Source organism: Cutibacterium modestum, assembly GCF_008326345.1.
In the GTDB taxonomy this organism is placed as follows: Bacteria; Actinomycetota; Actinomycetes; order Propionibacteriales; family Propionibacteriaceae; genus Cutibacterium; species Cutibacterium modestum.
Window position 1 is genome coordinate 374,029 of record NZ_BJEN01000002.1, and the last position, 18,872, is coordinate 392,900.

General features: G+C 61.5%; 17 protein-coding genes, 1 tRNA gene and 1 pseudogene. 13 read left to right on the forward strand and 6 right to left on the reverse strand.

All coding sequences use genetic code 11. The features are described 5' to 3' along the window. The 8 genes and pseudogenes from F1563_RS06275 to F1563_RS06315 all read left to right on the forward strand — a co-directional run bounded on the left by F1563_RS06275 (position 1) and on the right by F1563_RS06315 (position 7,529). Positions 1–1,488, forward strand: coding sequence for a hypothetical protein (locus tag F1563_RS06275; RefSeq protein ID WP_002529101.1), 1,488 nt, complete (start codon positions 1–3; stop codon positions 1,486–1,488). After that, complete coding sequence (gene tmk, locus F1563_RS06280; protein ID WP_002529100.1) at positions 1,481–2,128, forward strand: dTMP kinase; 648 nt, start codon at positions 1,481–1,483, stop codon at positions 2,126–2,128. The genes F1563_RS06275 and tmk overlap by 8 nt, the downstream gene beginning before the upstream one ends. Positions 2,129–2,371: 243 nt before the next feature. Further along, positions 2,372–2,464, forward strand: a pseudogene (locus F1563_RS14140) (dTMP kinase); the annotation flags it as partial. A gap of 46 nt (positions 2,465–2,510) precedes the next feature. Next, a complete protein-coding gene (locus F1563_RS06295) occupies positions 2,511–3,716 on the forward strand; it encodes a DNA polymerase III subunit delta' (protein ID WP_002529099.1) in 1,206 nt (401 codons plus the stop codon). Positions 3,717–3,847: 131 nt separating this feature from the next. Further along, positions 3,848–4,660 (forward strand): DoxX family protein, encoded by an 813-nt coding sequence (locus F1563_RS06300; protein ID WP_002546696.1) that lies wholly within the window; start codon positions 3,848–3,850, stop codon positions 4,658–4,660. A gap of 74 nt (positions 4,661–4,734) precedes the next feature. Beyond that, complete coding sequence (gene ricT / locus F1563_RS06305) at positions 4,735–5,388, forward strand: regulatory iron-sulfur-containing complex subunit RicT (protein WP_172623609.1); 654 nt, start codon at positions 4,735–4,737, stop codon at positions 5,386–5,388. 267 nt (positions 5,389–5,655) lie between these two features. Continuing rightward, on the forward strand, positions 5,656–7,098 hold the full coding sequence (locus F1563_RS06310; RefSeq protein WP_172623638.1) for an alpha/beta hydrolase: 1,443 nt from the start codon (positions 5,656–5,658) through the stop codon (positions 7,096–7,098). Between the two features lie 98 nt (positions 7,099–7,196). Continuing rightward, positions 7,197–7,529, forward strand: coding sequence for a hypothetical protein (locus F1563_RS06315; RefSeq protein WP_002529095.1), 333 nt, complete (start codon positions 7,197–7,199; stop codon positions 7,527–7,529). Positions 7,530–7,606: 77 nt separating this feature from the next. On the opposite strand, the gene F1563_RS06320 is transcribed toward F1563_RS06315, so the two are convergent. Continuing rightward, positions 7,607–9,256, reverse strand: a complete 1,650-nt coding sequence (locus F1563_RS06320) for a DUF885 domain-containing protein (protein ID WP_002529094.1) — start codon at positions 9,254–9,256, stop codon at positions 7,607–7,609. A 157-nt stretch (positions 9,257–9,413) separates the two neighbouring features. Here F1563_RS06320 and F1563_RS06325 point away from each other — a divergent pair. Further along, positions 9,414–9,489, forward strand: a tRNA-Thr gene (locus F1563_RS06325). 169 nt (positions 9,490–9,658) lie between these two features. Here F1563_RS06325 and F1563_RS06330 read toward each other — a convergent pair. Further along, positions 9,659–9,844, reverse strand: a complete 186-nt coding sequence (locus F1563_RS06330; RefSeq protein WP_002529093.1) for a hypothetical protein — start codon at positions 9,842–9,844, stop codon at positions 9,659–9,661. A gap of 44 nt (positions 9,845–9,888) precedes the next feature. Further along, positions 9,889–10,635 carry a trimeric intracellular cation channel family protein gene (locus tag F1563_RS06335; RefSeq protein WP_002529092.1) on the reverse strand — a complete coding sequence of 249 codons (747 nt, stop codon included), beginning with the start codon at positions 10,633–10,635 and terminating at the stop codon, positions 9,889–9,891. A 191-nt stretch (positions 10,636–10,826) separates the two neighbouring features. On the opposite strand from F1563_RS06335, the gene F1563_RS06340 reads away from it, so the two are divergent. Beyond that, positions 10,827–12,176 (forward strand): flavin monoamine oxidase family protein, encoded by a 1,350-nt coding sequence (locus tag F1563_RS06340; RefSeq protein ID WP_002529091.1) that lies wholly within the window; start codon positions 10,827–10,829, stop codon positions 12,174–12,176. A gap of 21 nt (positions 12,177–12,197) precedes the next feature. Here the strand turns inward: F1563_RS06340 and F1563_RS06345 are convergent, their stop codons facing one another. From F1563_RS06345 to F1563_RS06355, 3 genes are read right to left on the reverse strand one after another with little or no spacing between them, the layout of a single operon-like run. Beyond that, positions 12,198–12,896 carry a type 1 glutamine amidotransferase gene (locus tag F1563_RS06345; protein ID WP_002529090.1) on the reverse strand — a complete coding sequence of 233 codons (699 nt, stop codon included), beginning with the start codon at positions 12,894–12,896 and terminating at the stop codon, positions 12,198–12,200. Between the two features lie 15 nt (positions 12,897–12,911). Next, positions 12,912–14,003: a dipeptidase gene (locus tag F1563_RS06350; RefSeq protein ID WP_002529089.1), complete on the reverse strand. Its 1,092-nt coding sequence runs from the start codon at positions 14,001–14,003 to the stop codon at positions 12,912–12,914. Beyond that, positions 13,987–14,979 (reverse strand): C39 family peptidase, encoded by a 993-nt coding sequence (locus tag F1563_RS06355; RefSeq protein ID WP_007433265.1) that lies wholly within the window; start codon positions 14,977–14,979, stop codon positions 13,987–13,989. The genes F1563_RS06350 and F1563_RS06355 overlap by 17 nt, the downstream gene beginning before the upstream one ends. Before the next feature lie 157 nt (positions 14,980–15,136). Here F1563_RS06355 and F1563_RS06360 point away from each other — a divergent pair, with 157 nt between their 5' ends. From F1563_RS06360 to F1563_RS06370, 3 genes are read left to right on the forward strand one after another with little or no spacing between them, the layout of a single operon-like run. Further along, on the forward strand, positions 15,137–16,936 hold the full coding sequence (locus F1563_RS06360; RefSeq protein ID WP_007433266.1) for an ABC transporter substrate-binding protein: 1,800 nt from the start codon (positions 15,137–15,139) through the stop codon (positions 16,934–16,936). Next, entirely contained in the window at positions 16,933–17,964 is a 1,032-nt protein-coding gene (locus F1563_RS06365) for an ABC transporter permease (RefSeq protein ID WP_002529084.1), read from the forward strand. The genes F1563_RS06360 and F1563_RS06365 overlap by 4 nt, the downstream gene beginning before the upstream one ends. Beyond that, on the forward strand, positions 17,961–18,872 hold the full coding sequence (locus F1563_RS06370; protein ID WP_007433267.1) for an ABC transporter permease: 912 nt from the start codon (positions 17,961–17,963) through the stop codon (positions 18,870–18,872). Before F1563_RS06365 ends, F1563_RS06370 begins: the two co-directional genes overlap by 4 nt.

Below are 18,872 nucleotides of genomic sequence, written 5' to 3' on the forward strand. Positions count from 1 at the left end.
ATGATGACGGCGGGGCGTTCGGGCAGCACCGAACCGTTGTACTTCGAATTGGCGTGGACGGCTGCTCGGCCGGTTCCAGTCGATCTACGCACTACCGTCGCGACTGTCGGAGCTTGTCGGACCATCGAGTGCGAGGTTACCTTGCTGGACTCGTCGGACCACCGGCTGCTGAGGTCAGGGATCGTTGTCGCCCACCGCGTCGTGGATGGGCTGGGGGAGTGGTACATGGACGCTCCCGAATGGTCCCCGTGGCTACCGGTGGCCCGGTCAGTAGCCCTCGACGCCGCCGGCGAACTGCCGGAAGACTTTGCCTGCCTGGCCCGTCCCTTCTTGCGCGGGGCGACCCTCTGCCCTGTCGCAGCCCTGTCCTGGGAGCGCAACGAGACGGTCTTGGAAGCCCCTAACTCCACTAAACTTGCCCTCATCCGCGACGACCGCATTGCTGTCGTCCAGTCAGGGGTGACAACATCGCGGGTTCGCGAGTTGACGATCATCCCACGACAGGGTCTCACTGAGGGTCAGCGGGAGTGGCTCACCCTCCGCATCCTGGCTCTTGGGGCTGTGCCAGTCTCCCGACATCCTTCAGTTTTGCGACGTCTCGGCCCGGGGGCTGGCGCGCTCACCGACTACCCGCGTCCGCTTCTTCGTGATGATGCCGGGGTACAGACGTGGGTATCGGCTCAGCTGGCCGGGCAATTGCGGGACGTTATCGAGGCCGATCTGGCAGCGCGTTGCCAGGGGATGGATTTAGGCCTCACCGAGACTAAGCGGACGGAGCCGCGTGTTCTTCCGGAGTCCCCAGATCGCACTGGTCCTGTGGGGATGGGCTATGACCCGGTGACGGCGTCAGCCCCCAGTATCCACGACAGGAATCACGGATCTATTCGGCCGGTTCAGAAGGCGATTCGGACGCTGTTGGAGGCCCTGGACGCAATGTCGGGTCTGCTCGATCAGGCCTGGGTTGGACGTGCCCAGAACTTGTGCTTGCGGGTGATGGATCTGAATCCCAGCCGCGTCAGCATTCATAACCTTTCTCGGGAGTATTACCAGTTACTCGAGGAGGTCACGGCGGCGGTGCGGTCCCCGCGTCTCACTGTTGATCCTGATCAACCTGCTCGTCCTACCATGAAGTGCATGCTTCGAGAGTCGGTCGCTGATGCAGTGGCCAAGTGTGATGACGTAAAGGGTTTGCAGGGATGGTCGACAGCTGAGGTTGCAGTTCGTCACGCCGCAGCGGTCGCCGGAATCCTCGACACTGGTCGCGCCGGTAAGGTGGCCAAGCGGCTGCGACCCGTTGTCAAGGAGATAGCGCGGACTAAGCGCAGGGTAACTGAGGTTGTTGACGTCTCGGAGATGTCTCCTCAGGAAGCTTTTGATGCGGGCCGCGAGGTAGAACGTGCCTGGGCATCGTTGTCTGTGGCCCGACAGTCGTTTAGGGAGGACTGGCCACAGCATCGCCGCAAGATTCTTAAGGCTATCCATGACTGACCGGCAGACAATGACCGGCTGTGATCTGGGCGGAGTATTCGTTGTTCTCGAGGGCGGGGACGGTGCTGGTAAGACGACCCAGTCCCGACTGCTTGACCAGTGGTTGACGGCCGAGGGAGTCCCCCACCTGATGACTCGTGAGCCCGGAGATTCCTGGCTTGGACAGCGGATCCGCGAACTAGTGCTTTCTCCTGATTCGGGACCGATCTGCTCGCGCGCCGAGGCGTTGCTGTACAACGCCGACAAGGCCCAACACGTTGATGAGGTTGTCATTCCGGCCCTGCGAGAGGGCAGGGTCGTCGTCTGTGACCGTTACGTTGATTCGACTATCGCCTATCAGGGGGCTGGTAGGGTCCTCGACCCTAACGAGGTCGCCCAGCTCGCAAGCTGGGCGACGGTCGGCCTGGTACCTGATGTGACCGTTCTGCTCGACGTCGACCCCTGCGAAGGTACTGCCAAGATCGCCGCCAAGGATCGTCTGGAAGCTGCTGGTGACGAGTTTCACCTTCGGGTGCGTCAGCATTTCCTTAGCCTCGCTGCGGCCCACCCACAGCGATACCTCGTGCTCAACGCGCGGAAGACTCGCGAGGAGATCAGCGAAGCCATCTGTCACCGGGTAGCTGGTCTACTCAACCGGTGAGGAATCAACTTGTTGCAGTGTCGGGCTGATCTGCAACGATGATGGTGTGAGTGATGTGTTGACCGGCGTGTGGGCCGAGCTCGTGGGCCAAGAGAAGGCTGTCGAGGTGCTACGTCGTGCCGTCGAGTCACAGCCGAAGCGCTCCTCCCATGCCATGAGTCACGCATGGCTCATTACGGGCCCGCCCGGATCGGGTCGGTCGAATGCCGCGAAGTCCTTTGCAGCTGCCCTACAATGCGTCGACCACAGCGATACCTCGTGCTCAACGCGCGGAAGACTCGCGAGGAGATCAGCGAAGCCATCTGTCACCGGGTAGCTGGTCTACTCAACCGGTGAGGAATCAACTTGTTGCAGTGTCGGGCTGATCTGCAACGATGATGGTGTGAGTGATGTGTTGACCGGCGTGTGGGCCGAGCTCGTGGGCCAAGAGAAGGCTGTCGAGGTGCTACGTCGTGCCGTCGAGTCACAGCCGAAGCGCTCCTCCCATGCCATGAGTCACGCATGGCTCATTACGGGCCCGCCCGGATCGGGTCGGTCGAATGCCGCGAAGTCCTTTGCAGCTGCCCTACAATGCGTCGACCACGGATGCGGCCGGTGCAATGCGTGTCGAACCGCCTTGTCGGGAGCCCATCCAGACGTGACTTTAGTGCGTACCGAGGCACTGTCTATCGGCGTCGACGAGGTGCGCGAACTGGTCCGTCGAGCGGCGATGAATCCGGTCCATGGGCGTCACCAGGTTGTCGTCGTCGAAGATGCCGACCGCATCACTGAACGCGGGGGTGACGCCCTGCTCAAAGCCATCGAGGAGCCTGCGCCGAAAACCGTCTGGCTGCTGTGTGCCCCTACTCCCGAGGACGTCATCGTTACAATCAGGTCGAGGTGTCGGCGCCTCCATTTGGCTACGCCGCGTGACGAGGCTGTGGCAGATTTGCTCACCTGCCGTGACGGCATTGCCCCGGAAGTCGCTGCTGAAGCTGTTCGCGCTGGTCAAGGTCACATTGGACGGGCGCGGCGCCTGGCCTGGGACGAGGAGGCTCGCACTCGACGCAACGCTATCGGTGAGCTCCCCACTCGGTTGCGGAGCTTGGGGGACTGTCTGCAAGCAGCCGAAGACCTCGTCACTCAGGCTCGTGAGGAAGCCGCAGCTGCTACCGCCGAGGTTGATGCGGCCGAGCGGGCCGACCTGGAGAAGGCCTTGGGATTTGGTTCCTCTGGTGCTCGACCGCGCAATGCTCAAGCTGCTATCCGGGACCTTGAAAAACAGCAATCCGCGCGGTTGAAACGGTTACAGCGCGACGCCTTGGACCGCGTATTAACCGAGTTGACGGCCTACCATCGTGACGTGTTGGCTATCCAAATCGGAGCGGTGCGTCTTGAGGAGAACGCATTACGAGGAGCTCGCCTTGTCAATTCGGGCTGGTCGGCGTCGCTTCATCGGGTCGCAGATTCGCAGAATCCTGAACACACCGTTGCCACAATCGATGCGATCCTGGAGGCGCGCAAGAGCCTGGAACATGGCGTGGCCCCGTTGCTCGTGATGGAAACCCTCCTGATTGCCATGACCGGAGCAGACCATGCACGGTGGTGAATCCCCCTGCCAAGGCATGACGAAGTGAATAACAACGGTGTGTTGCGCCGCTGGGGCAGCGAGTTTCGTGGCACAGTGTGAATGTGCCGTGCCGTATCCTCGGTGCGGTCCCCAAGTCGTGAGGATTGAGCGTGAGCAAGGCGATCAAGAGGACTGCAGCGGACTCCACCGACGCCGAGACCACCCGGGTCATCCGGACGGGGGCCTCCCGCGTGGATGCCGATGCCAACCCCACTGAAGTCATCAAGCCCAGTGATTCGGCGGACTCGGAGCGCACCAGTGTCATTGACGACAACGTTTTCCGTCCTGGCTCCGAGACGACTCGCGTTGTGGACGATCGCGAGTTTGAGGAGGAGCGCCGCCGTCGCGAACTGGCCGAGCAGCGTGCCCGTGAGCGTGCTGACCGTCAGGCCATCGAGGCCGAGCGTCAGCGTCGTGCCGCCCATGCCGCGCCCGAGCCGGATCCGGAGCCGATTGCTGAACCAGCCCCCAAGCGCACCACCGACAAGGCCGTGGCATCCCTAGGCCTGTTCCTGTTCCGCCTCGTCGTAGGCGCGATTCTTGGGGTTCACGGATTCCAGCACCTCACCCAGCGAGACCTCACCTTGCGCGCGGTGCAGACCCTTCCTCTGCCCAGCGGATACGCCCAGACCGGCGTGTGGGTGTTGGGTATCTGCGAGTGCATTGCCGCGGTGTGCATCATCCTTGGCTTGTTTACCCGCGTCGCGGGAGTCGGCGTCATCGCGATCATGGTGCTGGCGTTGACCTTCATCTTCTGGGGCAATTTTGCCATCTTCAAGACAATGGGCTTTAAGGGAGAGCTGGAGCTGTTGCTGGCTGGATGCGGCGTGCTGTTGCTCTTCCTAGGGGGCGGCGGATGGTCTATTGACGCCGCCTACCGGCGTAGCCGTGCCGCTGCCAAGGCAGAGGAGGTCGGCTACTGAGCCGAGTCGCAGCGGTCGCCTTCCGCGAATACGGTCAACTTTTCCACCTCGACGTCGGGGCCCTCGACGTCGAGGTGGGTTCATGGTTGCTGTATCCCACCCCAGACGGGCCACTGGTATGCCGGTGCGTGTGGGGTCCTGAAGAAGTCGATCTCGACGGGGCGTTACCGAGGTGTCCCGGGACGGCCGACGATGCCGCGGTTGCCGCTGCAGCGCATAATCGACGCACCCGAACTGAGATCTTCGAAACCGCTCGGCGCACCGTCGAGGATGTGGGAGTCGACATGGAGGTATTGGCGATCGACCTTGTCGAGTCCGGCGATAGCCGTCTCATCGCGGTGTATTTCCGTGCCCCACACCGAGTGGAGTTTGCCGCCATCGTTGAGCCCCTCGCCCGGCGGCTACGCGCCAGAATCGACCTGCGTCAGCTTCGTGGCCGCGATACGGCTCGGGTCGTCGGTGGTGTCGGAGTGTGCGGTCATCCGCTGTGCTGTTCGACCTTCCTGCCCGAGCCGTTGCTGGTGCCTAATCGCCTTGTCAGCGAGCAAGGGATGGCTGCTAACCCCTTGGCAGTGACCGGCGCATGCGGCAAACTCATGTGCTGCCTGCGCTACGAGTCGCCTTATTACGCTGACTTCGAGGCTGTCCTCGGAGAGGCCAGCGTCCCGGATGGCCCGGGATGCCCGCTGGCGTCGGCGTGTTCTCACAGGCGGCACCAGGAGCACTAAGACGCCTGACCCGGGAGGGACTCAATGACACGACACGATTCGCGACGACGGATGATTGCCGCAGCCTTGGTTGCTAGCTCCCTGTTCGCCGTCACCGCATGTACCGCCGGGGAAGCTGAGCCTACCCAGTCGGCTTCGGCGAGTCGGCAGCCTGCGGCGGATAAACCAAGCGCTTCGCCATCGGTGACAGCTTCGATCGCACCTGCCCAGGGTAAGGCTGATGCCAATCCGCCGGTAGCCTTCTTTGACCCGAAAGCGCACGCTTTCATGGAGGGCCCGCAGAGCCCTGATCGGCAGACCATGCACCCAGCTGGGGACAACAAACTCTTTAGTAAGGCACCTGCGGGTAAAGGAATGAAGCGGTACCTGTCGCGCAAGATTTCGTGGCACAGGTGCGGAGAGTTCCAGTGCTCAGACATCCCGGTGCCGTTGGACTGGGATGACCCGGATGGTCCAGCACTCACCTTGGCACTCAAGCGCAAATCGGCCAAAGGCGCTGCCAAGAAGGCCACCCTCTTCATCAATCCTGGAGGCCCGGGGGGTTCCGGCCAGGAAATGGTGGATTCCTTCCAGTCATCAGCCTTCCCCGGCCATGACGTCATTGGGTGGGATCTGCGCGGTACGGGGGCGTCGACTCACGTCGACTGCGGCCCGGCGAAGACGATGGATAACCTGTTCAACCTGGATGCATCCCCCGACGACGAGGCCGAGTGGAATGCGCTTATCCGCGGCACCAGGAATTTTGCGCGTAATTGCCGAGCGCACTCGGGACGGCTGCTGGACCACGTTTCGACGATCGACACCGCTCGTGACCTCGACTACTTGAGGTATCTGGTGGGCGATAAAAAGCTCGATTACCTCGGCATCTCGTATGGCACATTCCTCGGAGCTACATACGCCGAGCTGTATCCTGGTCGGGTCGGACGCATGGTGCTGGACTCGACGGTGAACATCACGAATCACGACACCGTCAGCCAGGTGGTTGGATTCGATCGAGCATTTGGTGATTTCGCGAAGTGGTGTGCCAAACGGGGAAAGCAGTGCGCATTGGGAACGAGCGAGGCGCAGATTCGCAAAGCAACGTTGAATTTCTTAAACCGTCTCGATGCACACCCCTTGAAGGTTGATGGTCGAGAGCTGACGCAGAGCCTGGCGGCCACCGGCATCGCTTTGTTCCTGTATTCGGGCAAGCAGGCCTACTCGTATCTGACTGCTGCCCTCGTCGGAGCCATGAAGGATGGCAATGGCGGCTATCTATTGACGGCTTCCGATTACCTCAACGGCCGCGGAAAAGACGGTCAATGGGAGACGATCGCTTCGGCGTTTCCCGCAATCTCCTGCCTCGACCAAGCGGATTTTGGTCTGAAGCACGCGCGTCAAGAGTGGTCTAAAGAGGTCGCCAAGGCCCCGACATTAGGTAAAGCTTTGGGAGCAACGCCGACCTGTGAGGTATGGACGGCCCGCCCGGCCCGGCAGCTGTACCTGACTGCTCGGGGTGCAGCTCCGATTCTTGTGCTGGGTGCTACCGGTGACCCTGCGACCCCTTATGAGCAGGCCCAATGGATGGCTGACCAGCTGAAGTCTGGCGTGTTGTTGACGTGGCGAGGATCCGGCCACTCCGCGTGGGAACTGGGTAACCAATGTGTCAAGAAGGCTGTTGAAGGGTACGTTAATGATGGAAAAATCCCCGAGGACAACACGGTGTGCTAAATGCAGCTTGCCCTGAGTGATGGGGGCGTGAATCATGCGCGAGCGTCGAGAGGTTTGGGAGGCGTCGTTACCCTTGTCGTCGTGGGGAGGGATTGCTCATGACTCTGGGTCAGCGCCACGCCATCGGCATCGTGATGCGCGTTGTGGGCCTTGCCCTGCTCGCGGGTGTTTTGCTCGCGCTGGAATGGGCGTGGCGCTCACACGCGTGGAACGATCTCAAGGCTGTGGACGGGCGGTGCGTCCTCGTAGGCGCGAGAGTTGACGACGGGCGTGTCCCGATGGTGGGATGCCAGGAAAATGGCGCCCGGTACGTCAAAGACGTTGTCAAGCCTTCATCAAAGTGCCCCGAGGGATTAACCCGGGTGTCGGTACGCCACGAGTTGAGCCACGACACCGGGTACGTTGGGGCTTTGTGTGTGCGCAATCCTTGATCACATACACGCACAGGGACAGCGACGCTATCAGACCCCGGGAAAAATTCCCGGGCTCCCCCATGCGCCGGAACAAGTTAGGAGAGCACCGCTTGACGCAGCACGTCCAGTGGAAGGGCTCCCATCCGCAGCACTTTAGTGTGGAACTCTTTGAGGTCGAAGTTCGGATCCGTGGCCTTCGCTGCCTCGCGTAGCTCCAGCCAGGTCCGCTCGCCGAGCTTGTAGGATGGTGCCTGTCCGGGCCAACCGAAATAACGGTTGACCTCAAAGCGGGCCGAACCTTCCTCCATCAAAACGTGATTATTGAAGAAGGTCCACGCTTTATCCCAATTCCACTCGCCGCCGCCAACCTCGTCTGGGGCTTCGAACTGGCAGTGCAGGCCGATGTCGAGCACGACGCGGGCGGCGCGCATAGACTGCCCGTCAAGCAAGCCCATGAAGTGGCCGGGATCGTCCATGTAGCCCAAATCGGTCATGAGCCACTCAGCGTAGAGGGCCCAACCTTCCCCATAACCTGACGTCCAATAGTTGCGGCGCCAGGAGTTGAGCTCGTCGCGGGCCGCGATGGCCGACGAGGTTTGCAGGTGGTGGCCCGGAGCGCCCTCGTGGTAGACGGTGGTGAGCTCACGCCAGGTGGTGAAGGTGTTGACGCCGTCGGGCACCGACCACCACATACGGCCGGGACGGGAGAAATCATCGGACGGAGGAGTGTAATAGACGCCGCCGTCGTGGGTGGGAGCAATCATTCCCTCGATGCGACGAGCCTGTGCGGGGACCTCGAAGTGGGCACAGTCCAGAGAAGAGATGGCCTCGTCTGCGCGCTCCTGCATCCAAGCTTTGAGGGCTTCGGTGCCGGTGATCTGGTAGGCGGGGTCAGCGTCGAGGATGGCCATGACCTCCTTGATGCCCGCTCCCGGGCGGATGCGCTCAGCCGTCTCGCGCTGCAACTGTTCGATACGGGCGAGCTCCTGCTTTCCCCATTCGTAGGTTTCAGCGAGATCAACGGTGGCGCCGACGAATTGGCGAGAGGCCAGCCGATAGCGGTCGAGGCCGACGGCGTCGGTAGTGGTAGCCAGCGGGGCAATTTCAGACGAGAGAGTCTCGGCGGCGTGACGGAAATTAGCCTTGGCAGCGTCGATCCCCTCGGCGAGCGCGGTCTTCACAGCGTCGGGTAGGTCACGGGAGGCGGTCCGCTTGAGGTAGTCATCGAAAAACCCACCGTCGGAAGCCCATGCGGTGATCTGTTCGACGAGGAGGTCGACCTGGCGGATGGCCGGCAAAGTCCCGGCGTCGACGGCGGCGCGCTGGCTCTCCAACCAGCCGTCCAGCGCCGGGCCGGTCGCATGAAGGCGATGCGCGATCGTCGAGACCTGGGCGGGAGTCTCGGCCGGCATGGCGTCATAAACCTCACGGATCGCGTGGGCCCCCGACGCGATGCCGTTGAGAGACAGCAGGTCGTACCCCTTGTCATGACTCTCTGCCTCTAAGCCCAGGTTGGAGCGCATCGCGGCGACAGTGATCTGATCAGTGCCGTCGGCGGGCATAGCCTGGTCGAGCCGGTCGAGGGCGTCCATGGTGAGGCGATATTGGGCGTCCAGGCCGTCGGGGGACAGGTCATCGTATTCATCCTGGTTGAGGTCCAGTCCGAGAGCTGTGGCGAGCATGGGGCTGGACTGGACGAGGGCATCCCAGTAGCGGTCGGCAGCTTCGTCGACCTCTGATCCCATCTGGTGGGTGGTGTGTGCATCGTTCGTGGTCACACAACTGACGCTATACCGAGTCACCGACGGCTACGTGGCATGCGATGTTCCAGCAAAAAGCGTGTTGGTTTCGTGAAGAGGTCATCGTGCCGGTATAGTTTTGGAGGCTTGCCACGGCAGGCGTGCCAACTTAGCTCAGTCGGTAGAGCGACGCTCTCGTAAAGCGTAGGTCACGGGTTCGATTCCCGTAGTTGGCTCCATGACGGTCCAAGTCAGGGACACATTTGGCGAGTTGCAGCCCGAGGCGAGATTCGCAGTTACTCACAAAATTGTCCGCACGAGGGTCGAAGCACATTCCAGCAGGGAGAACAGCATCCCGAACCGGGTTGTGAGGACACTGTAATACGTTGGATGACCAGCGCTAGACGATCACAGTGACCGATTATGCTTGCTTCGCCCACAAAGTGGTGCAGCCCTTTTTGCTCCGATCGCGTGATCGAGCAGGTCATTGACCCGCTGACGGTTGTTGTGGACGGGAATGGCCAGCAGCCAGTCATCGATGCGACCGGCATCTTCTGACGGCTTGGCGTGGGCGATAGTGTGAATGAGGGGCATGACGCTCCTGCGAAGGTTTTCCGGGACTCTAGGGGCCGTTCTTCTCATTCTGGTGGCATCTCGGCATTTTTCTCATGCCGGTTTCGCAGCTTGTCTGCCCGTCGCGCTGCCCGCATTCGCAGCATCTTCTGCACCTGAGAAGACGATAACTGCAACGTCCACTCCGAATTCTGGGGCAGTACCCACCGACGACGATGTGCCAATGCTGTAAATCCCAACCCGATAAGAGTCGCCAAAACCATCCCAAGGGAAGGGAACCCGCACTTGTACGCTACAACCATGACAATTGCTGAGGCTAGCGCTGGAGTCGCGTAGAGGTGGTTTCCACCGAGGACTTGCGGCACATTCCCCGCGCAGACGTCACGGATCATCCCGCCGCCGACAGCCGTCATGAGCCCCAGCAGCAGGGCTGGCAAAATGCCGAACCCGGCAACCAAGGTCTTGAGTGCGCCGGTAGCTGCCCAACATCCGAGCACCATGCCATCAGCAAGGATCAACGCGATGCGCCACGGACGTGAGTCCAACTTCCACAACATCGCCACACCCGCCCCAGCGAGAGCGACCGTTAAGTAGCGCGGATCGGTCAGCGCCACCGGCGGAGCTGCTCCCAACAAGACATCCCGAACCATCCCACCACCCAGAGCACTGGTGATTGCCAAAACACAGAAACCCACAGCGTCAAAACGCTTCATACGAGCCAGCCGACCTCCCAGCACTCCGTTGAGGAGTACACCGGTGAGGTCGATGGCGCGAAAGATTTCGGGCAGCCAGGAATTGAACTGGTAAAGCATTGCTGACAAGGTACCGCAGCAGTCCGCTCAACCTCGATTTGCGACCGCTCGTCTCAAGAGGACAAACCTGTGGATCGGACAGGGTCGACGCTTAGCCCGTCAGAGGCGCCAGGTACGATCAATTCACCACGATTCATGGTTACGGTCCGGCCATAAGGTTCGGTTTGTCCAGCGGAATTGCAAGGGGACACATGTACGACAGCATCATCATTGGCGCGGGTCTAGCCGGACTCACGGCTGCCGAAGAACTCGCATCCGCAGGACACTCGGTGGTGGCCCTGGAGGCCCGCGCCCGGGTAGGCGGCCGTGTGGAGAACGCCGAATTGTCCGACGGGCAAGTCGTTGAACTGGGTGGTCAATGGGTGGGAGAGGGCCATGAGGAACTTCATTGTCTCCTCTCTTCACAAGGACTAGAACTAGTTGATTCCACCGACGGCGACGTTGTCGTCAAGGCCAGGGGCAGGGTCTCTCACGTCACTAATTCGTCCAAGCCATCCGCTCACTCCCTTAGCCCCTTCGAATTGGCTGACCTCGGCCAAGGGCTGCTGAGGTTCCGCCGTCTGGCCGATCGTGTTGCCAATAACAAGGGCTGGGCGGCTGCCAATGCCACGTGGCTGAACCAGTCGGTGAGCCAGTGGACAGTCTCGAACGTTCGTACCGACGCTGGTCGTGGCTACATCACGAGTCTTTTCCGTCGAGCCTTCGGTGTGTCTTCCGATGACACCACCCTTCTGGACGGTCTGGCCAAAGCTAACGCCGGTGTGGACTTGGAATCCCTTGTCGCTGTCAACGGCGGCCTCAAGCAGCAGCGTGTCAAGGGCGGGGTTGCTCAGGTTGCCCGCAACCTCGCCGAGCACCTCGGCGACGATCTTAAACTCTCCAGCCCAGTACGATCCGTTCATAGTGACGATGACGGCGTCACCGTCACCACTTCCGACGGCACGCAGTATCAAGGACGCAGCGTCATCGTCACCGTGCCACCGCGGCTACTTAAGGACATCGAATTCGAGCCAGCGCTACCTGCCGAACGTCTCAAGATGGCCGAGAAGGTGCCGGCCGGCAATGTCATCAAGGCCTATCTTGTCTACGACAGCCCGTGGTGGCGCACCACTGGTGCTTCCGGCCAGATGGGTGCTGACGAAGGCGCTGTCCGCGTCATTTTCGATACCTCCGACGACGAGACCGGCAAGGGAATCCTCATGGGCTTCTTCGAGGGCACCGAGGCCTCTAGCTACGGGAAGCTTTCCACCGGCCTGCGCCAACGTGCCTTCGAAGAGGTCGTCGAGTCCGCTTTCGGTAAGGCCCCCAGCTCGCCGATCGAGTATCTCGACCGCGACTGGCTCTCCGAGCCCTACACCGGCGGATGCCACGGAGCTCATTTTGCTCCCAGCCTGTGGACGACCACAGGACCGATCCTGGCTGAGCCGCTAGGCCGGGTGCTCTTCGCTGGAGCTGAGTACGCTTCTTCCTTTAACGGGTATATGGAGGGCGCACTACGTGCTGGAGCCCGCGCTGCTCAGGAGGCCGTTGACCTGCTCTAAGCCCGCTCACAGCCAAGTCGATCAGACGCCGACCTCGGCGGCGAACCGCCGCACGAGGTCAGCGGCCGCAGCGGTGTTCTCCTCGTTGACGTTGTCGGCAGCGGTGATGAGGTCTGTCAAAGTCAAACCTTGATCGGCCAGCGCGGTTTCGTCCCAGGCGCGAAGGTCCTGAGAACTAGCCTCTGGGTGGAACTGTACCGCGCGGACGTGTTTGCCTAACCGAAAGGCTTGGTGAGCCACCGCGTCAGAGGTAGCCAACAGCACGGCATCAGGCGGTAGTTCAGTCATTTGGTCCTGGTGGTTCTCGATCATTGGTGCGCCCTTGGCGAGGCTTCCCATCACCGCGTCGTGGCGCCCTTCGGCGGTGGCAGTAATGATGACTGCTCCTCGTTCGGCCGGGCCGTATTTCGCGCGCACCTTGCCACCCGCGACATGGGTGAGGATTTGGGCCCCTAGGCAAATCCCCAAGGTTGGAAGATCACGAAGGATCGCTTCCCGGGCCAATTCGCGTTCCTGAGCCAGCCATGGTGCCCGAGAGTCGTCATCGGGCATGAACCCCCCGCCCAGCATGACCAGGCCATTGACACCATCGAGGGTCTCGGGCAAGCCATCCTGGCCCAGTTTTTCGATGACCTCGATTCCAGCTTCGGATAGCCAACGACGTAGCCGACGCGGCCCCGAGGTGGGTGAATTGACAATGACGAGCACAGCCGCGCTCATGAGGGCCTCCGGGAGTCAGTGGGATTCGGGACGGTCATTGGCGTCGACGCGGGGCACCAAGGCAGTTCGCGGTGGCTCAGGGGCATCCCCGGCCAGGAAAGCACGATGGGCGTCGTCATTGGCTTCCAATACTCGCAGCACGTTGCCATGAGCGGCGGCCTCAAGGTCAGCGTAGGACCATCCTCGACGCGACAGTTCATCGAGCAGCTCCTGGTAGTGGGAGACATCGGGAAGATCATCTGGAACGGTGTCGGTGCCGTCGAAATCAGCCCCGATACCGACCGCCTCAATCCCGGCTACCTCGCGGATGTGGTCCATGTGATCGGCTACCTGGCTAGCGGTGACGGCGGGGGCAGGGTCCTGTTTGCCGTCCCCGTACCAGTCGCGGGCATCCTGGCTAACGAATCCGCGCACAAAAGCCACCATGACGACCCCACCATCGGAGCCGATGCGGGAAATGACGTCGTCGGGAACATTGCGCGGATGGTTGGACAAGGCACTGGCGCAGGAATGGGAGACCATCACCGGCAGGGCCGAACAGTCCAGCGCGTCACGCATCGTGGTGGGGGCGACGTGGGCCAAGTCGACGACCATGCCGATCCGGTTCATCTCCGCGACGACCTGCTGCCCAAACCCGCTTAGTCCCCCGTGGCGCGGGATATCAGTGGCAGAATCGGCCCACGGCGTCGTCTGCGACCACGTCAGCGTCATGTAGCGCACGCCCATTCGCGCGTAACTGCGCAGGGTGGCTAGGGACCCGTCGATCTGGTCGCCACCCTCAGCCCCCATAAGACAGCCGATCCGGGCTGAGGCCGTCGCCTCGCGGACATCGTGAGCAGTACGGGCAAAGACGAAGTCCCTGGGGTAAGCCGCCACCAACCGATGCACGAAGTCGATCTGCTCTAAGGTTGCCGTCACCTGCTCGGCACCCTGGAGCACCGGGTCTACCCACAGGCTCCAAAACTGGGCGGTGACCCCGCCGGCACGTAGTCGTGGAATGTCGGTGTGGAAGCCGTCAAGGTGGCCATCGAGCCCGTCGACCCGGTAGCCACGCTTCTCGCGGGAGGCCCAGGCGAGGTCGTTGTGGCCGTCAATGACACCGATCATGGCTGCTCCTTTCGACGATGATGACGCTGCGGCGAGACCGACGCCACGCTCGGTCAAACGACTCTCGAGGATACGTGCGTAGGCCTTTCTGTGGGGTTGTGCATGCCGGATCAGCGACCCGGACGTCACCATTGGGGGTCAAACCGAGCACGACGAGCAGGTGGCCAGCAGTGGAGTAGTCGGCCCCTGGCATCTCATCCTTGTGAAAGCGCAGCGAGCAAATCAGCGGGGTGCCGGCCGACGTGAACGTGGCCATGTCGTCGAGGCTGCGCAACCTCACGACCCGCGCCGAAAGTCCAAAAGTCCCAGCCAAGGCAGCGTTGAATACCCAATTCCCGGTGCCGTCATAGCTGGAATCCCACACCCGAGAGGCCACCCACGCCACCCGAGGGTCGCCTTGGGGCTCTGGGGAATCAGTGGGAATGTCAACGCCATAGGCCAGGCAGACCATCGTCAAAGAGGTCGCCGCGCACCACGCTTTACCGCCGCCACCCAGATCAGTGCGGTGGGCTAGTTCGCGTTGAGACAGCGGCTTTACCTGGGCTGCGATGCCGACGAGATTATCCCCAACAGCAGGCTTATCAGGAAGGGGCGCAGTAAAAGCAGGGCCGCTGAAATTCACCCACACCCGGATCTCGTCGGTAGAGATGGGTCGCGAGAAGGTCGCACGTACCTCGAGTTTGCTCATTGACCCGATGATGGTGTCGACGTTCACACGGAATGGGCCGTGACTAGCCGAATAGCTGGTGCGGCGGGAGGAGCTACCGGGCTTGGCGTCCCAGATGGCGAGGTCGAGCCACTGATCGCCAGGACGCACCTGCCAGGACGCAGTGACGTCGGCGGGAAGATTCCAGGAGATGATGGCCTCGTCAGCTCGGAAACCGGCATCGACCGTAGGGGACGTCCACACGGCGTGGTCCGCGTCCCACCCATCCTGGGTGGCTAGCTGATATTCGACGCTGGGCCAGACAACCATCTCGTTTTCCTTTCTGCGCTCGTCGTGTGTCCAGCTTAAGAGCATCGATGTATCAATCTGGTAACGGTTCGGGCGCCGCGCGGCAGATTGGCGCTCACGTGAATCGAATCCAGGATGTAATGAACCTCGATCGAATCATTGAGGAGGCGAAGATTTCGTGCCATTCCGAAGAGTGCGAGCCGTCGTTGTGACAGCTCTGCTGGTAATTCTCACCGCGGTGCCCCGGCCCGCTCACGCCCGGCCAGCCTCGGCCCCGGCCCGGCCGGCCCTGCGCATTGCCACCTCTGGGTTCGTTGACTCCTTTAACCCGTTCACGTCTATCTACCTGCTACCGACGAGCACCTTCCGCTACATGTACGAGAATCTCGTCGCCTATGACCAGACCGACGGCTCTCCGACGACAGGTTTGGCGGACCGCTGGACAACCGCCGAAGATGGTCGCACCTGGACGTTTCGTCTGCAAGACGGGCTTACATGGTCTGACGGGAAACCGATTACCGCCGAGGATGTCGTGTGGACCTATACCCAGATGATGACTAATACGCAGATGGGTCAGGCCAACGGCAGCCTTGTCGCCAATTTCTCAAAAGTTACTGCGCCCGACGAGCACACCGTCATCATCATTCTCAAGAAGCCCCAAGCCCCCAACCCAGGTGTGGAAATCCCGGTGGTGCCCAAGCACGTCTGGTCCAAAATCAAAGAGCCGTGGAAGTACCCGAATTCCTCCAATGCCGTCGGTTCGGGGCCATACATCCTCGACAGCTACCGGGCCAATCAGCGGATCACCTTCCGAGCCAACCCGCACTATTGGCGAGGAGCACCGAAAATCTCCGGACTGCAATACATCTATTACACCAACTCCGATGCTCAGGTTCAGGCCCTCAAGTCTGGTGACGTCGATTTCGTCACGGGCCTATCAGCATCCCAGTTTGACGCCTTGTCAAGGGTCAAAGGGGTGACCGTCCATGCCGGGACAGGACGTCGCTATACCGCGGTTGTCCTCAATTCCGGCGTACGAACCGTCACCGGCAAGCCCTTCGGTACTGGCAACCCGGCCCTTAAAGACGTCAACGTCAGACGGGCGATCCGGCAAGCCATCGACATCAAGACCCTCACTAACAAGGTGCTGGACGGCCAGGCAACCCCGGCGACGAGTTTCATCCCAGACGCGTTTCCGAAGTGGTCCCTGCCTACCGACGACCCGGTACTCGCGAAGTTCGACCCGGCGGCGGCCCGGAAGACCCTTGACGATGCTGGCTGGCAGGTCGGCACCGACGGGGTACGTGTCAAGGACGGTAAGAAACTTGCCTTGCGCCTCATGGTCGACTCCACCGACTCATCCCAACAGTCAGCTGCTGAGTACCTACGGCCATGGCTACGCAACGTCGGGATCGCTGTAAGCATCGATGCCACGGATTCAGATTCGATCAGCACGCGCAGCACCTCGGGTGACTACGACATGTATTTCTCCGGGTGGAGCATCAACCCCGATCCGGATTACCAGCTGTCGATCAACACCTGCGCGACTCGTCCCACCCACCCTGACGGATCGGGTGGGACGAGCCAGGACGGTTGGTGCAGTCGCGAGTTCGACAAGCTGTATCAGCAGCAGCGCGACGAGACCGATCCGACTAAGCGCCAAACCATCGTGCGCACCATGTTGGAACGCAATTACCAAGATGCCTCGCAGGTGACGCTGTGGTACGCCAAGTCTCTGGAGGCTTACCGGTCTGACCGGTTCAGTGGTTTCGGACTACAGCCGAAAGACGGCGGAATTATCGCCAAGCAGGTCGGGTATTGGGGATTCCTCGACGTCGCCCCTGCTGGCGCCCGCACTGCCACCAATGGCACTCCGATGACCGGGCTAGCCGTCACAGGCGAACTTTTCGTGGCGCTCGTGGTGGTAGGGATAGCGGTGCACTTGGTGCACCGTCGCAATCGTGAGGAGGTCGCATGAGTGACGTCGTCGTCGCCACAGATCCGAATCTGGAGGCTGCAGCCGGGGCCCACGGAGGTAGCGGATGGGCATTCCTTGGCCGAAAAGTCGGCGGTGCCGTCATCTCCCTGGTCCTCGTGGTCATCCTCGGATTCTTTGCCTTCCGTATCATGCCCGGCGACCCTGTCCTCGCGATGGCCAAGCAGCGACCCATGACGGCAGCCCAGATGGACCAGATGCGGTCCCAGCTCGGCTTGGACCGGCCGTGGTGGTCCCAGTTCTGCCGCTATCTTGCCGATATCTTCACTGGAAACCTCGGTGAATCCTACGTCTATAAACAGTCGGTGGCTAGCCTTATCGGCCAATACTTCTGGAACACCATCCTGCTGACGGGCACTGCCGCCGTCATTGCCATCGCCTTGGGCCTGTGGCTCGGAGCGCGGGCCGGGTGGAAGCACGGCACCACCTTCGACAACATCTCCTCAGCCATCGCGTTGGTGTTCTGGTCGGTACCGACGTTCTGGCTTGCCCTGCTGCTGCTCATGGTCTTCGCGGGCATCCTGCACTGGTTCCCGACAGCCGGCATGATGAGCCCTGACCCGCCTGATGGTACGGGAGCACGAATCCTTGACGTTATGGCCCACATGGTGCTACCGGTGCTGACGATGGTCGCTGTCGTCTACGCCCAATACCTCATGGTGATGCGGGCTTCCTTGGTCGAGGAGATGGGGGGCGACTACCTGACAACAGCCCGGGCTAAGGGTCTGCGTGAGGATCTGGTGCGGTCCCGCCACGCTGTTCCCAACGCCCTGCTGCCGACGGTGACCCTGGTCTTTTTGCACCTGGGTGGCCTCATCGCGGGAGCTGTGACCGTCGAGACGGTGTTTTCCTGGCCGGGGCTCGGAAAGCTCACTTTCGACGCCATCCAGGGCCCTGATTTGCCGCTGCTGCAAGGCACCTTCGTGGTGTTCTCCTCGATCATTATCGTCATGAATTTGCTAGCAGACCTCGTCTACCGTGTACTCGACCCGAGAGTGAGGACGTCATGAGTGCCACCGTCCCTGCGACCTCTCCCCGGTCCGTTACCCGAGCCCGCCGTCGTGCCGCCAGCAAAGCCTTCCGACGCCAGTTCTGCGCCAACCGTGGTGGCATGGCCGGCCTGGTGGTGCTTCTTCTCATCATCATTGCGGCCCTGCTAGCCCCGGTGATCGCTCCGGCTCATCTCCTCGACGTCACCACCTTGCTCGACAACCCGCGATTCGCCCCACCGTCAGGGGCCCACCTCTTGGGCACCGATCACCAGGGCCGTGAACTATGGGTGCGGATGCTGTGGGGTGCGCGGGTATCTTTGCTCGTCGGTTTCGCTGCCACCGTGATGTCCATGCTTATAGGCACTATCCTGGGTATCTGCGCTGGTCACTTCCATGGCTGGGTTGGCGGGCTTGTCATGAGGATCATCGACTTCTTCCTCGTGCTGCCCTCTTTGATCCTGGCGATCGTGCTCTCGGCGGTGCTCTCCAGAAGCGTCTGGACCATCGTTATCGCCATTGGTCTGACGTCGTGGGCCGGTACCGCTCGCGTGGTGCGCTCCCAGACCCTGTCGGTATCTCAACGTGACTACGTGGAACGCGCGCGGGTCTTGGGGGCCGGTAACTGGCACATCATCGTCAAGCACCTATTCCCCGCCGTCATACCATTGGTGCTGGCCAACACCACCTTGACGGTCGGATCGGCCATTATCGCCGAGTCCACCTTGTCTTTCCTCGGGCTAGGGGATGCCACCCAACAATCGTGGGGCACCATCCTCAAGAACGCCATGGACGTCTCGGCTGCGACCAGTGGTTACTGGTGGTACGTGCTCATTCCCGGTGTGGCGATCCTGGTCGTCGTGCTCGCCTTTACCCTCGTCGGCCGGGCCGTCGAGTCCATCGCCAATTCCACCATGAGGAGCCGCTGA

Coding starts and splice junctions, on each gene's coding strand:
- F1563_RS06370 (WP_007433267.1), top strand. CDS start 17,961: ATGAGTGCCACCGTCCCTGCGACCTCTCCCCGGTCCGTTACCCGAGCC.
- F1563_RS06345 (WP_002529090.1), bottom strand. CDS start 12,896: ATGAGCGCGGCTGTGCTCGTCATTGTCAATTCACCCACCTCGGGGCCG.
- F1563_RS06365 (WP_002529084.1), top strand. CDS start 16,933: ATGAGTGACGTCGTCGTCGCCACAGATCCGAATCTGGAGGCTGCAGCC.
- F1563_RS06355 (WP_007433265.1), bottom strand. CDS start 14,979: ATGGTTGTCTGGCCCAGCGTCGAATATCAGCTAGCCACCCAGGATGGG.
- F1563_RS06335 (WP_002529092.1), bottom strand. CDS start 10,635: ATGCTTTACCAGTTCAATTCCTGGCTGCCCGAAATCTTTCGCGCCATC.
- F1563_RS06315 (WP_002529095.1), top strand. CDS start 7,197: ATGACTCTGGGTCAGCGCCACGCCATCGGCATCGTGATGCGCGTTGTG.
- F1563_RS06320 (WP_002529094.1), bottom strand. CDS start 9,256: ATGGGATCAGAGGTCGACGAAGCTGCCGACCGCTACTGGGATGCCCTC.
- F1563_RS06350 (WP_002529089.1), bottom strand. CDS start 14,003: ATGATCGGTGTCATTGACGGCCACAACGACCTCGCCTGGGCCTCCCGC.
- F1563_RS06275 (WP_002529101.1), top strand. CDS start 1: ATGATGACGGCGGGGCGTTCGGGCAGCACCGAACCGTTGTACTTCGAA.
- F1563_RS06310 (WP_172623638.1), top strand. CDS start 5,656: ATGGAGGGCCCGCAGAGCCCTGATCGGCAGACCATGCACCCAGCTGGG.
- F1563_RS06330 (WP_002529093.1), bottom strand. CDS start 9,844: ATGCCCCTCATTCACACTATCGCCCACGCCAAGCCGTCAGAAGATGCC.
- tmk (WP_002529100.1), top strand. CDS start 1,481: ATGACTGACCGGCAGACAATGACCGGCTGTGATCTGGGCGGAGTATTC.
- F1563_RS06340 (WP_002529091.1), top strand. CDS start 10,827: ATGTACGACAGCATCATCATTGGCGCGGGTCTAGCCGGACTCACGGCT.